Genomic DNA, 13,887 nt, shown 5'->3' with positions numbered 1-13,887 from the left:
GGCGCCGCACGGCCCGCCAGAACGGCGCGGAGCAGGGGCTATTCGAATATGCATTCGAACGGCATTTCTCATACAGTTGTCTGGTGTCTATAGCAAATTCTCTTGAGCAGCACGCCCGCAATCCGGAGCCCGCTCCCCAGGACCTGTCCCGGCTGATCGTCAAGGGCGCACGCGAACACAATCTGCGGAACGTCGACCTCGACCTCCCGCGCGACGCCATGATCGTCTTCACCGGGCTCTCCGGCTCGGGCAAGTCCTCCCTCGCGTTCGACACCATCTTCGCGGAGGGGCAGCGGCGCTACGTCGAATCGCTCTCCGCCTACGCCCGCCAGTTCCTCGGGCAGGTGGACAAGCCGGACGTCGACTTCATCGAAGGCCTCTCGCCGGCGGTCTCGATCGACCAGAAGTCGACAAGCAAGAATCCGCGCTCCACCGTGGGCACCATCACCGAGATCTACGACTACATGCGGCTCCTGTGGGCGCGTGTCGGTCGCCCCCACTGCCCCGTCTGCGGTGAGCCCGTGGCCAAGCAGACCCCGCAGCAGATCGTGGACCAGCTGCTCGAGCTCGACGAGGGCACGCGCTTCCAGATCCTCGCGCCCGTCGTGCGGGCTCGCAAGGGCGAATTTGTGGACCTCTTCCAGGAGCTGACCGCCAAGGGCTACTCGCGGGCCCGGGTGGACGGCAAGCTCATCCAGCTCAGCGATCCGCCCAAGCTGGGCAAGCAGTACAAACACACGATCGAGGTCATCATCGACCGCCTCGTGGTCAAGGGCGGCATCCAGCAGCGCCTCACCGACTCCGTCGAGACGGCCCTCAAGCTCGCGGACGGTCGCGTACTCGCCGAGTTCGTCGACCTTCCGGAGGACGACGAGAAGCGCCTCCACGCGTTCTCCGAGCACCTCGCGTGCCCCAACGAGCACCCGCTGGCCATCGACGAGATCGAGCCGCGCTCGTTCTCCTTCAACAACCCCTTCGGCGCGTGCCCGGCCTGCACCGGTATCGGCACCAAGCTCGAGGTCGACGAGGAGCTCGTGGTCCCCAACCCGGACCTGAGCCTGGCCGAGGGCGCCATTGCGCCGTGGTCGCTGGGCACCGCGACGCTGGAGTACTGGACCCGCCTGCTCGAGGGCCTGGCGGCCGAGCTGAACTTCGACATCACCACGCCGTGGCGCAAGCTCCCGGACCGTGCGCGCGAGGCCGCCCTGTACGGCAAGGACCACAAGGTCGTGGTGCAGTACAAGAACCGGTTCGGCCGGGAACGCAAGTACAGCACGGGCTTCGAGGGCGCCATCCAGTACATCCAGCGCAAGCACGCGGAGACCGAGTCCGACAATGCGCGGGACCGCTACGAGGAGTACATGCGGGAGATCCCGTGCCCCACGTGCGGTGGTGCGCGGCTGAACCCGGCGTCGCTCTCGGTGCTGATCAACGGCCGCTCCATCGCCGAGGTCTCCGCCATGCCGATGCGCGACTGCGCCGAGTTCCTCGACAACCTCGTCCTGACCGGCCGCGAGGCGCAGATCGCCAACCAGGTGCTGAAGGAGATCCAGGCCCGCCTGACCTTCCTGCTCGATGTCGGGCTGGAGTACCTCAACCTCGAGCGCGCGTCCGGCACCCTGTCCGGCGGCGAGGCGCAGCGCATCCGGCTCGCCACGCAGATCGGCTCCGGCCTCGTCGGCGTGCTCTACGTCCTCGACGAGCCGTCGATCGGCCTGCACCAGCGCGACAACCGCCGCCTCATCGAGACGCTCACCCGGCTCCGGAACCTCGGCAACACGCTCATCGTCGTCGAGCACGACGAGGACACCATCGCCGAGGCCGACTGGATCGTCGACATCGGGCCGGGCGCCGGCGAGCACGGTGGCGAGGTGGTCCACTCGGGCCTGCTCGAGGACCTGCTCACCAACGAGAGGTCCCTCACCGGCGACTACCTCTCCGGCCGGCGGAAGATCGAGATCCCGGCGAAGCGCCGCAAGATCGACCGGTCGCGCCAGCTGAAGGTCATCGGCGCCCGGGAACACAACCTGACGAACGTCGACGCGACCATCCCGCTCGGGGTCATGACGGCCGTGACCGGGGTGAGCGGATCCGGCAAGTCGACCCTCGTCAACGACATCCTCTACAAGGTCCTGGCGAACAAGCTCAACGGCGCCAAGCAGGTGGCCGGGCGGCACAAGCGGATCGACGGCCTGGAGCACCTGGACAAGGTCATCCACGTGGACCAGAGCCCCATCGGCCGCACGCCCCGATCCAACCCCGCCACCTACACGGGCGTCTTCGACAACATCCGCAAGCTGTTCGCCGAGACCACCGAGGCGAAGGTCCGCGGATACCTGCCGGGCCGCTTCTCCTTCAACGTCAAGGGCGGCCGCTGCGAGGCGTGCTCCGGCGACGGCACACTGAAGATCGAGATGAACTTCCTGCCGGACGTCTACGTCCCGTGCGAGGTGTGCCACGGTGCGCGGTACAACCGGGAGACGCTCGAGGTGCACTACAAGGGCAAGACCATCGCGGACGTGCTCGACATGCCGATCGAGGAGGGAGCCGAGTTCTTCGCAGCCTTCAGCCCCATCGCGCGGCACCTGAACACGCTCGTGGAGGTCGGGCTCGGCTACGTCCGGCTCGGGCAGCCGGCCACGACCCTCTCGGGCGGCGAGGCGCAGCGCGTGAAGCTAGCGAGCGAACTGCAGAAGCGGTCCAACGGGCGCAGCATCTACGTGCTCGACGAGCCCACCACCGGCCTGCACTTCGAGGACATCCGCAAGCTCCTGATCGTCCTGCAGGGCCTCGTGGACAAGGGCAACACGGTGATCACCATCGAGCACAACCTGGACGTCATCAAGAGCGCCGACTGGGTCATCGACCTCGGGCCCGACGGCGGGTCCGGCGGCGGCCAGATCATCGCGACCGGCACCCCTGAGCAGGTGGCGACCAACGAGCGCAGCTACACGGGCACCTTCCTCAAGGAGATCTTCGACAAGGCCGCCGTCTAGCAATCCGCGCACCCGCGCGAGCAGGCCGGAGACGCTCCGAATATTCGCGGGAGGGCATGCATGATGCATGCCCTCCCGGTGCTATGGCAAGCTTGCCCGGTGGCAGATATGCGTGCGCTGATACTCTTCGACCTCGACGGAACGCTCGTCGACCCGGCGGGAGCCATCACCGGCGGCATCAGCGCCGCCCTCGTCAGCCACGGGTTCCCGGTACCGTCCGGCCCCCTGCTGAACGCCATGGTGGGGCCCTCCCTCGTGCAGTCCCTGACCTCGCTCGGCGGCGTACCAGCCTCCCGGGTGCAGGACGTCATGGCGACCTACCGGGCCGGCTACGTGGCGACGGGCATGGCGCAGAGCCGCCCCTACCCGGGCATGGCCCGCTGCGTCGGGGCACTCGCCGACACGGGAGCCGTGGTCGCGGTCGCCACCCAGAAGCCCGAGTGGCTCGCCGAGGAACTCCTCGCCGTGCAGGGGCTCCGGCACCTCTTCGCGTCGGTCCACGGCTCCCCCCGGGACGAGGCCACGGCCGTGGGCGGCAAGGAGCCGATCATCCGTGCGGCCCTCGAGCACCACGGGTACGACGCGGGGAGGGCCGTGATGGTCGGTGACCGCCGGCACGACGTCGAGGGCGCGACCGCCAACGGGATCGACTGCATCGGTGTCTCGTGGGGGTTCGCCGGGCCCGGCGAGTTGGAGGCCGCCGGTGCGGCCGCCGTCGTGCACTCCGCCGACGACCTGCTGGAGGTGCTCCGTGGGCGTCTATGACCTGACCCGCAGCACCACGCGCGGACTCATCGCCGGGCTCTGCCGGCCCACCGTCGAGGGACTGGCGAACGTACCGAAGGACGGGCCCTTCATCGTCGCGGCGAACCACCTCTCCTTCCTCGACAGCGTGCTGGTGCAGGCGCTCATGCCGCGGCCGGTCGCGTTCTTCGCCAAGGCGGAGTACTTCACGGGCACCGGGGTCAAGGGCGCCCTCATGAAGTCCTTCTTCGAGGGCGTCGGGTCCATCCCCGTGGAACGCGGTCAGCAGGCCGCCAGCGTGCAGGCCCTCAAGACGCTCCTGGACCTGCTGGAACAGGGCGACGGCGTGGGCATCTACCCGGAGGGGACCCGCTCGCGCGACGGCCGCCTGTACCGGGGGAGGACCGGCGTCGGCTGGCTCGCCCTCACCACGGGCGCGCCCGTGGTGCCCGTCGGCCTGCTCGGCACCGATGCCCTGCAGCCCGCGGGGAAGAAGGGCATCCGGCCCCAGCACTTCACCATGCGCATCGGAGAGCCGCTGGTCTTCGCGAAGACCGGCCCCGGGCACCCGCTCCCGGCACGGCGCAGCGCGACGGATGCCATCATGGACAGCATCGCCGCCCTGTCCGGGCAGGAGCGGGTGCCCCACTACAACCAGAGCCCCGCCTCCGAGTAGCGGCGGCCACGGCGCTCCCTGCGATGCCGGACCGGGGGCGCATCAGCGGTCAGCGGAAAGGATCGCCGCGTGTCGAGCCGTGTCACCGCCCAGCCCTAGGATTGATGACGTGGCAAACCCCGTGACATACCGTCCGAAGACAGGCGAGATCCCGACCGACCCGGGCGTCTACCGTTTCCGCGACGAGCACGGCCGGGTCATCTACGTGGGCAAGGCCAAGAACCTCAGGTCGCGGCTCAACTCCTACTTCGCCAATCCGCAGGGCCTGCTCGCCAAGACCCGCACCATGGTCTTCACGGCCGCCGGCGTCGAATGGACGGTCGTCGGCAGCGAGCTCGAGGCGCTCCAGCTCGAATACACGTGGATCAAGGAATTCAACCCCCGCTTCAACGTGATGTTCCGCGACGACAAGTCGTACCCGTACCTCGCCGTGACCATGGGGGAGAAGTACCCGCGCGTGCAGGTCATGCGCGGCGACAAGAAGAAGGACACGCGCTACTTCGGGCCCTTCTACCCCGCGAAGGCCATCCGCGAGACCGTCGACACGATGATCCGCGTCTTCCCCGTGCGGACCTGCAGCGCCGGCGTGTTCAAGCGTGCGGAGCGGACCGGCAGGCCCTGCCTCCTCGGGTACATCGACAAGTGCTCCGCACCCTGCGTCGGGCGCATCAGCCCGGAGGACCACAAGGCCCTGGCCGGGGAGTTCTGCGACTTCATGTCCGGCGAGGCGAAGAAGTTCATCTCCGGCCTCGAGCGGAAGATGGCGGCCGCCGTCGCCGAGCTCGACTACGAGAGCGCCGCGCGCCTGCGCGACGACATCGCGGCCCTCCGCAGGGTGTTCGAGCGCAATACCGTCGTCCTCAGCGAGGACACCGACGCCGACATCTTCGCCCTGAAGGAGGACGAGCTCGAGGCCGCGGCGCAGGTGTTCCACGTCAGGGGAGGCCGGATCAGGGGCCAGCGCGGCTGGGTCGTGGAGAAGGTCGAGGACATGGACACGCCGGACCTCGTGGAGCACCTGCTCCAGCAGGTCTACGGCGAGGGCGACAGCAGCAACGAGCAGATCCCGCGCGAGGTCCTCGTGCCGGTGCTGCCCAGCAACTCCGACCAGATGCTCGAGTGGCTCCGCGGACTCCGGGGCGCGCGCGTGGACGTGCGGGTACCGCAGCGCGGCGACAAGGCGACCCTTCTGGGCACCGTCGAGCAGAACGCCGCGGACGCCCTGCGCCTCCACAAGAGCCGGCGGGCAGGGGACATCACCACCCGCTCGGCGGCGCTGCAGGAACTCCAGGAGGCCCTCGACCTGCCCCAGCCGCTCATGCGCATCGAATGCTTCGACATCTCGCACGTCCAAGGCACCAATGTGGTGGCGTCGATGGTCGTGGTCGAGGACGGCCTTCCGCGGAAGTCCGAGTACCGCAAGTTCTCCATCACGGGCGACGCCGCCCGGGACGACACCGCGTCCATGTACGTTGTCATCCACCGCCGCTTCCGCAACTACCTCGCGGGCAAGGCGGGGGAGCAACGCGATGCCGCCGCTCCCGATCCGGACGTCGAGCCGGTCGACGACGAGGCCTCGGTCCTCGAGCATCCCGCGGTGGACGAGCAGGGCGAACCGCTTCGGGACACGACGACGGCGATCACCCGCAACCGGTTCGCGTACCCGCCCAGCCTCGTCGTCGTCGACGGTGGTCCACCCCAGGTGGCTGCCGCCTCCCGCGCCCTGGCGGACCTCGGGATCGACGACATCTTCGTGATCGGCCTCGCCAAGCGGCTCGAGGAGGTGTGGATCCAGGACAGCGAGTTCCCCGTCATCCTGCCGAGGGCCTCGGAGGGGCTGTTCATGCTGCAGCGCATCCGGGACGAGGCGCACCGCTTCGCGATCACGTTCCACCGGCAGAAGCGCGGCAAGTCGATGACCGCCTCCGCGCTCGATGAGGTACCCGGGCTCGGACCGGCCAGGCGCAAGGCCCTGCTCAAGCACTTCGGCTCGGTCAAGAAGATCCGCGCGGCGTCGGTCGAGGAGCTCGTCGAGGTACCCGGCGTCGGTCCGGCCCTCGCCGAGACCATCCGGGCCTCGCTCGCCGCGGCCACCGACGAGGCGGCCGCTCCGGCCGTGAACATGGCCACGGGCGAGATCATGGAAGATTAGCTAGGCTGAAGGCGCGGTCGCAGGCGCGCCGCTAAGACCGCACATACCAGGGCAGACCGGGATCCCGGGTGCCCCGTCGAGCCGGAACGGATGCACCACGATGACTGAGGCCACGAGCCTGACTCCGGTCAAACCCACCGAATCCGAGCTGCTGGTGGTGACCGGCATGTCGGGCGCCGGGCGCAGTACGGCAGCGAACGCCCTGGAGGACCACGGCTGGTACGTCGTGGAGAACCTCCCGCCGCAGATGCTCACCACCCTGACCGAGCTCGTCGCCCGGACGCCGCAGTCCATCCCGAAGCTCGCCGTCGTCATCGACGTGCGCGGCAAGGAGCTCTTCAGCGACATCAAGGCCTCCCTGGACGGGCTCCGTTCGGCCGGGGTGAACTACCGCGTGCTCTTCCTGGATGCGGACGACGACGTGCTGGTCCGCCGTTTCGAGCAGGGCCGCCGCCCGCATCCCCTCCAGGGGGACGGCCGGATCCTCGACGGCATCGCCGAGGAGCGCGAGGTCCTGAAGGAACTGAAGCACTCCTCGGACGTCGTGGTCGACACGACGAACCTCAACGTGCACGCCCTGGCCACCAGTGTCACGGAGCTCTTCTCCGAGTCCGGGCCGATCGTCCTCCGGCTCAACGTCATGAGCTTCGGCTTCAAGTACGGCCTCCCCGTGGACGCCAACTACGTGGCCGACGTCCGCTTCATCCCGAACCCGCACTGGGTGCCCGTCCTGCGTCCGCAGACGGGCCTCGACGCGCCGGTTCGCGACTACGTCCTCGGCGCGCAGGGCGCGGGCGACTTCATCGACCGGTACGTGCATGCGCTCGTTCCCGTCCTGGACGGGTACCGCCGCGAGAACAAGCACTACGCCACCATCGCCGTCGGCTGCACGGGTGGCAAGCACCGCTCGGTGGCGGTCACCGAGGAGATCGCGCAGCGGCTGGCGCAGCTTCCCGGCGTGCAGGTCACCGCACACCACCGCGACCTCGGACGTGAGTAGTGGCGCTGTTCTCCGGGCCGTTGCCCCTCGTCCCTCCCGCTGCGCGCAGGCACGGTGAGGGACAGGGCGCCGGGCCCTCCGTCGTCGCCCTCGGTGGCGGTCACGGACTCTCCGCCTCGCTGTCCGCGCTGCGCCTCCTGACGCAGCAGCTGACGGCCGTGGTGACGGTGGCGGACGACGGCGGTTCCTCCGGCCGGCTCCGGCACGAACTCGGGGTGCTTCCTCCCGGAGACCTCCGCATGGCGCTCTCCGCCCTCTGCGACGACACCGACTGGGGCCGCACCTGGCGCGACGTCATGCAGCACCGCTTCACGTCCCGGGACGGGGTGGCCGGATCGCTCGACGACCACGCCATGGGCAACCTGCTGATCGTCACGCTCTGGGAACTGCTGGGCGATCCGGTGGCAGGGCTGCAGTGGGCCGGCGCCCTGCTCGGAGCGCGCGGCAGGGTCCTTCCGATGGCCGGCGTGCCCCTGACCATCGAGGGCGATGTCCTCAGCGAGGTGCAGGGATCGCTGCGCGTCAGGACCGTCACAGGGCAGGCCAAGCTCGCGGTCGCCGCCGAGACCGGCAACGTCAGCAGCGTACGGCTCCTCCCGCCCGCAGCCCCCGCCTGCGCGGATGCATTGGAGGCCGTCGAACTGGCCGACTGGGTCATCCTGGGCCCGGGCTCCTGGTACACCTCCGTGCTGCCGCACCTGCTGCTCCCCGAACTCCGGGACGCCCTGTGCCGCACGTCCGCCAAACGCTGCCTCACCATGAACCTGAGCAACGACACCAAGGAGACCCAGGGGATGAGCGCGATCGACCACCTGAACGTCATCTCGCGGTACGCGCCCGAATTCACCGTCGACGTCGTGATCGCGGATCCGGCCGTGGTAGCCGATCGCTCCGAGTTCGAGGAAGCCGTCGCAGGGATGGGCGGACGCGCGGTCTTCGGTACAGTGGGAGTTTCGACCGGTAAGCCCGTCCATGATCCGTTACGGCTGGCGACGTCCTACAACGACATGTTTGGGGAGAACTAGGAGTGTATCTGTGGCCCTGACCGCCGACGTCAAAGAGGAGCTGTCGCACCTCGACGTCAAGAAGTCCTCGGTCCGCAAGGCCGAGGTGTCCGCGCTGCTGAGGTTCGCCGGTGGACTCCACATCATCTCCGGCAGGATCGTCATCGAGGCCGAAGTGGACCTCGCGTCGACGGCCCGACGACTGCGCGCGGCCATCGCCGAGGTGTACGGCCACAACAGCGAGATCATCGTCGTCACGGGCGGGGGCCTGAAGCGCGGCAACCGCTACGTGGTCCGCGTCGTGCGCGACGGCGAGTCCCTGGCCCGCCAGACCGGGCTGCTCGACGGCCGCGGGCGCCCCGTCCGGGGCCTGCCGTCCGCCGTCGTCAACGGTTCGACGGCGGACGCCGAGGCCGTCTGGCGCGGCGCCTTCCTAGCACACGGGTCCCTGACGGAACCCGGGCGATCCTCGTCCCTGGAGGTCACCTGCCCCGGACCGGAGTCGGCCCTCGCGCTGGTCGGCGCCGCACGCCGGCTCGATATCGCCGCGAAGGCGCGGGAGGTGCGGGGTGTCGACCGCGTCGTCATCCGCGACGGCGACACCATCGCGGCCCTCCTCACCCGCATGGGGGCCCATGACGCGCTGATGGTGTGGGAGGAGCGGCGGATGCGCAAGGAGGTCCGTGCGACGGCGAACCGCCTCGCCAACTTCGACGATGCCAACCTGCGCCGCTCCGCCCAGGCCGCCGTCGCAGCCGGCGCCCGCGTGGAGCGCGCGCTCGAGATCCTCGGCGAGACCGTCCCCGAGCACCTGCGGTACGCCGGGGAACTGCGCGTGGCCCACAAGCAGGCCAGCCTCGACGAACTCGGCCGCCTCGCCGACCCGCCCATGACGAAGGACGCCATCGCCGGACGCATCCGGAGGCTCCTCGCGATGGCGGACAAGAGGGCCTCCGACATCGGCATCCCGGGGACCGACGCGAATGTGACCCCGGACATGCTCGACGAGTGATTGAGTGCATAGGATGGAACAACAAGCCCGCTTCTGATCAAGCGGGGCGCCTGCCGTCCGGACTCCCCGTGGAGCTGCCGACCGCGCAGGTACCTGAGATCACTACATGGAGGACTACGTGAGCGAATACGTACTGCCGGATCTTGACTACGACTACGCGGCCCTGGAGCCGCACATCTCGGGCCGGATCATGGAGCTGCACCACTCCAAGCACCAGGCCACCTACGTCAAGGGCGCCAATGACGCCCTCGCGCAGCTCGCCGAGGCCCGCGCCACAGGCCAGTTCGGGACCATCCCGAAGCTCTCCAAGGACCTCGCGTTCCACGTCGGCGGCGTGATCAACCACAGCATCTTCTGGAAGAACATGTCCCCCGAGGGAGGCGACAAGCCCGAGGGTGAACTCGCCGCGGCCCTGGATGACGCGTTCGGGTCCTTCGACGCGTTCCGCGCCCACTTCACCGCCGCCGCGACGTCCCTGCAGGGCTCGGGCTGGGCGGTGCTGGCGTACGAGCCGCTGGGGAAAAACATCGTGATCGAGCAGCTCTACGACCAGCAGGGCAACGTGCCCGTGGGTACCGTGCCGCTGTTGATGCTGGACATGTGGGAGCACGCGTTCTACCTGGACTACGTCAACGTCAAGCCCGACTACGTCAAGGCGTGGTGGAACCTGGTGAACTGGGCCGACGTCCAGACCCGCTTCCAGGCCGCCCGCACCGGGGCCTCCACCCTCATCACCCCCGGCCTCTGACAACCGGCCCCTGACACCCGGCCCTAACACCCGGCCCCTGACAGCCCGGCCCCTGACAACCGGACCCCGAAGGGCCGCCGACGGGCATGGGCAGGCACCACGCCCGCCCGATCCCGGCGAACACCGTCATGAGTGCGCGCGGAACGCCGCGCTGAGTAAGGTTGGAGCCGTGCAGGGAGAGATCCCGGCACGGCTCCCATGACGGGACACCGCTCCGCAGGGAGCCAGCAGGACCCGATCCACGTCGGCACGATGGTGTGCCCGGTACAGATTTATCCGTCGCCGGCGTCACCCGAGAAGGGTCAGCACGGCGGCACCACCTATGAAGGAGATGGAAACCAGTGACTACTCGTGTTGGAATCAATGGCTTCGGCCGCATCGGTCGCAACTACTTCCGCGCGGCCCTCGAGCAGGGCGCTGACCTCGAGATCGTTGCCGTCAACGACCTGACGAGCCCCGAGGCCCTCGCCCACCTGCTCAAGTACGACTCCGTCACCGGCCGCCTCAAGGCCTCCGTCGAGGTCGACGGCGGCGACCTCGTGGTCGGCGGCAAGCGCGTCAAGGTGCTCGCCGAGCGCGACCCCGCGAACCTCCCCTGGAAGGACCTCGGCGTCGACATCGTCATCGAGTCCACCGGGTTCTTCACCAAGGCGTCCGACGCGCAGAAGCACATCGACGCCGGAGCCAGGAAGGTCCTGATCTCCGCTCCCGCATCCGACGAGGACCTCACCGTGGTGCTCGGCGTGAACGACGGCGACTACGACCCCGAGAACCACCACATCATCTCCAACGCGTCCTGCACCACGAACTGCCTCGGCCCCCTCGCCAAGGTGCTGAACGACTCCTTCGGCATCGAGCGCGGCCTCATGACGACCATCCACGCGTACACCGCGGACCAGAACCTCCAGGACGGGCCGCACAAGGACCTCCGCCGCGCACGGGCCGCAGCGATCAACATGGTCCCCACCTCCACGGGTGCGGCCAAGGCCATCGGCCTCGTCCTGCCGGAGCTCAAGGGCAAGCTCGACGGCTACGCCATCCGCGTTCCCGTCCCCACCGGTTCGGCCACCGACCTGACCGTCACCCTGGGCCGCGAGGTCACCGCCGAGGAGGTCAACGCCGCCTACAAGGCTGCCGCTGCTGACGGCTCACTCAAGGGCTACCTCTCCTACACGGAGGACCCCATCGTCTCATCGGACATCGTGACGGATCCGGCGTCGTGCATCTTCGACTCCGGCCTGACGAAGGTCCTCGGCAACCAGGTCAAGGTCGTGGGCTGGTACGACAACGAGTGGGGCTACTCGAACCGCCTGGTCGACCTGACCGAAATCGTCGCTGCCAAGCTCTCCTAGGCGATCGCCCGTGGCTTACGCATCGCTCGACGACCTCCTCGCCGAAGGGGTCCGGGGACGCCGCGTCCTCGTCCGCTCGGACCTCAACGTTCCCCTCGAGGGCGAGGTCCCGGAGCTCAGGGTCACCGACGACGGCCGCGTGCGCGCGTCCCTGCCCGTTCTGCGCAAGCTGAGCGAGGCAGGGGCAGCCGTCATCGTGCTCGCCCACCTCGGCCGTCCCAAGGGCGCCCCCGAGGAGAAGTACTCCCTCAAGCCGGCCGTCGATGCCCTCCGCGGGCTCGCGGACTTCCCGGTGAGCCTCGCGCCGGACACCACGGGGGAGGGTGCCCGCAGTGCGGCCGCAGCGCTCTCCGAGGGCGAGGTGCTCGTCCTCGAGAACGTGCGCTTCGATGCGCGCGAGACCAGCAAGGACGACGCCGAGCGTGCAGCGTTCGCCCGTGAGCTGGCCGCCCTGGTCGGCACCGACGGCGCCTACGTGGACGACGCCTTCGGCGCCGTCCACCGCAAGCACGCGAGCGTCTACGACGTCGCATCGCTGCTGCCCGCCTACCAGGGAGACCTGGTCAAGGCGGAGCTCGTGGTCCTCGAGAAGCTGACGAAGGACCCCCAGCGGCCCTTCGTCGTCGTGCTCGGCGGATCCAAGGTGTCCGACAAGCTCGCCGTCATCGAGAACCTGATCGGCACCGCCGACCGGATCCTCGTGGGCGGTGGCATGGTCTTCACGTTCCTCGCAGCCCAGGGCCACAAGGTCGGCGCGAGCCTGCTGGAGGAGGACCAGCTCGACACCGTCCGCGGCTACCTCGAGCGAGGTCCCCGGGACGGGACGCAGTTCGTCCTGCCGACGGACATCGTCGTGGCGGAGAAGTTCGCCGCGGACGCCGGTTCCAGCGTGGTCGCGGCCGACGCCATCGAGTCGGGCACGTACGGAGGGTCCGGCATCGGGCTCGACATCGGTCCCGTCACGGGCGAGGACTTCGCCGCGAACATCGCCGAGGCGAAGACGGTGTTCTGGAACGGGCCGATGGGCGTCTTCGAGTTCGAAGCGTTCGCCGGGGGAACGCGGGCCGTCGCACAGGCCCTCGTCGACGCCCAGGCGAACGGTGCCCTGACGGTGGTCGGCGGCGGCGATTCCGCAGCCGCCGTGCGCGGCCTCGGCTTCGCCGACGACCAGTTCGGCCACATCTCGACCGGTGGAGGCGCGAGCCTCGAGTACCTCGAGGGCAAGGAACTGCCCGGCCTGACGGCGCTCGCCCGCGACTAGCGGACAGCACCGGCACGACCAGCCGCCCCTTCCCGGGGCACAGGAATGGCGGGATCCGCACGGTCTGCGCGCCGTGCGGATCCCGCCGTCATGAAACGAACAGAAGAGAGTACGACGATGACCACCTCGACCAACGGCGCCTTCGACCGCCGGCCGCTCATCGCGGGCAACTGGAAGATGAACCTGGACCACATGCAGGGCATCACCTTCCTGCAGAAGCTCGCCTGGACCCTCGACGACGCGGGCCACGACTTCTCGCGCGTCGAGGTGTCGGTCTTCCCGCCCTTCACCGACCTGCGCGGCGTCCAGACCCTCGTGAAGGGTGACAACCTGGAGGTCGTCTACGGCGGGCAGGACCTCTCGCCGGAGGACTCCGGCGCGTACACGGGCGACATCTCCGGGCAGTTCCTGAGCAAGCTCGACTGCACCTACGTGCTGGTGGGCCACTCGGAGCGCCGCACCATCCACTCCGAGTCGGACGAGCTGCTCAACCGCAAGGTACAGGCCGCCTACCGGCACGGACTCGTCCCGGTCCTCTGCGTCGGCGAGGGCCTCGAGGTCCGCCAGGCAGGTACGCATGTCGCGCACACCCTCGAGCAGCTCCGCCAGGGGGTCGCCGGACTGTCGCCGGAGCAGGCGGCGACGCTCGTGGTCGCCTACGAGCCCGTCTGGGCGATCGGCACGGGCGAGGTCGCCGGCCCCGAGGACGCGCAGGAGATGTGCGCCGCTCTCCGCGCCGAGCTCGGCTCGCTGTTCGACGCCGAGACCGCCTCGAAGACGCGCCTCCTGTACGGCGGCTCCGTGAAGGCGGCCAACGCTGCGAGCATCCTGAAGGAGCGGGACGTCGACGGCGTCCTGGTCGGCGGTGCGAGCCTCGACGTAGCCGAGTTTGCTAGTATTGTCAGGTTCGAACAGCATCTGGTGACAGACTAGTTCCGTGCG

Annotated in this window: 11 protein-coding genes; all 11 read left to right on the top strand. The window is 69.1% G+C overall.

All coding sequences use genetic code 11. The features are described 5' to 3' along the window. The first annotated feature begins 83 nt into the window (after positions 1-83). Positions 84-2,996 (top strand): excinuclease ABC subunit UvrA, encoded by a 2,913-nt coding sequence (gene uvrA, locus ACIQCY_RS12045; RefSeq protein WP_400484122.1) that lies wholly within the window; start codon positions 84-86, stop codon positions 2,994-2,996. A 108-nt stretch (positions 2,997-3,104) separates the two neighbouring features. After that, entirely contained in the window at positions 3,105-3,761 is a 657-nt protein-coding gene (locus ACIQCY_RS12040) for an HAD hydrolase-like protein (RefSeq protein WP_400484195.1), read from the top strand. Then, complete coding sequence (locus ACIQCY_RS12035; RefSeq protein ID WP_400484121.1) at positions 3,748-4,416, top strand: lysophospholipid acyltransferase family protein; 669 nt, start codon at positions 3,748-3,750, stop codon at positions 4,414-4,416. The genes ACIQCY_RS12040 and ACIQCY_RS12035 overlap by 14 nt, the downstream gene beginning before the upstream one ends. 109 nt (positions 4,417-4,525) lie before the next feature. Then, positions 4,526-6,568, top strand: coding sequence for an excinuclease ABC subunit UvrC (gene uvrC, locus ACIQCY_RS12030; RefSeq protein WP_400484120.1), 2,043 nt, complete (start codon positions 4,526-4,528; stop codon positions 6,566-6,568). A gap of 100 nt (positions 6,569-6,668) precedes the next feature. Further along, positions 6,669-7,568, top strand: a complete 900-nt coding sequence (gene rapZ, locus ACIQCY_RS12025; protein WP_400484119.1) for an RNase adapter RapZ — start codon at positions 6,669-6,671, stop codon at positions 7,566-7,568. Next, on the top strand, positions 7,568-8,593 hold the full coding sequence (gene yvcK / locus ACIQCY_RS12020) for a uridine diphosphate-N-acetylglucosamine-binding protein YvcK (RefSeq protein ID WP_400484118.1): 1,026 nt from the start codon (positions 7,568-7,570) through the stop codon (positions 8,591-8,593). The genes rapZ and yvcK overlap by 1 nt, the downstream gene beginning before the upstream one ends. A 10-nt stretch (positions 8,594-8,603) precedes the next feature. Further along, positions 8,604-9,584, top strand: a complete 981-nt coding sequence (whiA, locus tag ACIQCY_RS12015; protein WP_400484117.1) for a DNA-binding protein WhiA — start codon at positions 8,604-8,606, stop codon at positions 9,582-9,584. Between the two features lie 118 nt (positions 9,585-9,702). Further along, the gene (locus tag ACIQCY_RS12010) at positions 9,703-10,332 is read left to right on the top strand and encodes a superoxide dismutase (protein WP_400484116.1); all 630 of its coding nucleotides are present in this window, start codon (positions 9,703-9,705) and stop codon (positions 10,330-10,332) included. Positions 10,333-10,673: 341 nt separating this feature from the next. Further along, positions 10,674-11,684 (top strand): type I glyceraldehyde-3-phosphate dehydrogenase, encoded by a 1,011-nt coding sequence (gene gap / locus ACIQCY_RS12005; protein ID WP_400484115.1) that lies wholly within the window; start codon positions 10,674-10,676, stop codon positions 11,682-11,684. A 10-nt stretch (positions 11,685-11,694) separates the two neighbouring features. Beyond that, entirely contained in the window at positions 11,695-12,945 is a 1,251-nt protein-coding gene (locus ACIQCY_RS12000) for a phosphoglycerate kinase (RefSeq protein ID WP_400484114.1), read from the top strand. Between the two features lie 117 nt (positions 12,946-13,062). Further along, a complete protein-coding gene (gene tpiA, locus ACIQCY_RS11995) occupies positions 13,063-13,878 on the top strand; it encodes a triose-phosphate isomerase (protein ID WP_400484113.1) in 816 nt (271 codons plus the stop codon). Positions 13,879-13,887: the final 9 nt, after the last annotated feature.

The sequence above is a fragment of the Arthrobacter sp. NPDC092385 genome (genome assembly GCF_044755105.1).
In the GTDB taxonomy this organism is placed as follows: domain Bacteria; phylum Actinomycetota; class Actinomycetes; order Actinomycetales; family Micrococcaceae; genus Arthrobacter_D.
The sequence above is the reverse complement of the archived record's forward strand: the minus strand, read 5'-3'. Positions and strand labels throughout refer to the sequence as shown.

Coding starts and splice junctions, on each gene's coding strand:
- tpiA (WP_400484113.1), top strand. CDS start 13,063: ATGACCACCTCGACCAACGGCGCCTTCGACCGCCGGCCGCTCATCGCG.
- ACIQCY_RS12040 (WP_400484195.1), top strand. CDS start 3,105: ATGCGTGCGCTGATACTCTTCGACCTCGACGGAACGCTCGTCGACCCG.
- rapZ (WP_400484119.1), top strand. CDS start 6,669: ATGACTGAGGCCACGAGCCTGACTCCGGTCAAACCCACCGAATCCGAG.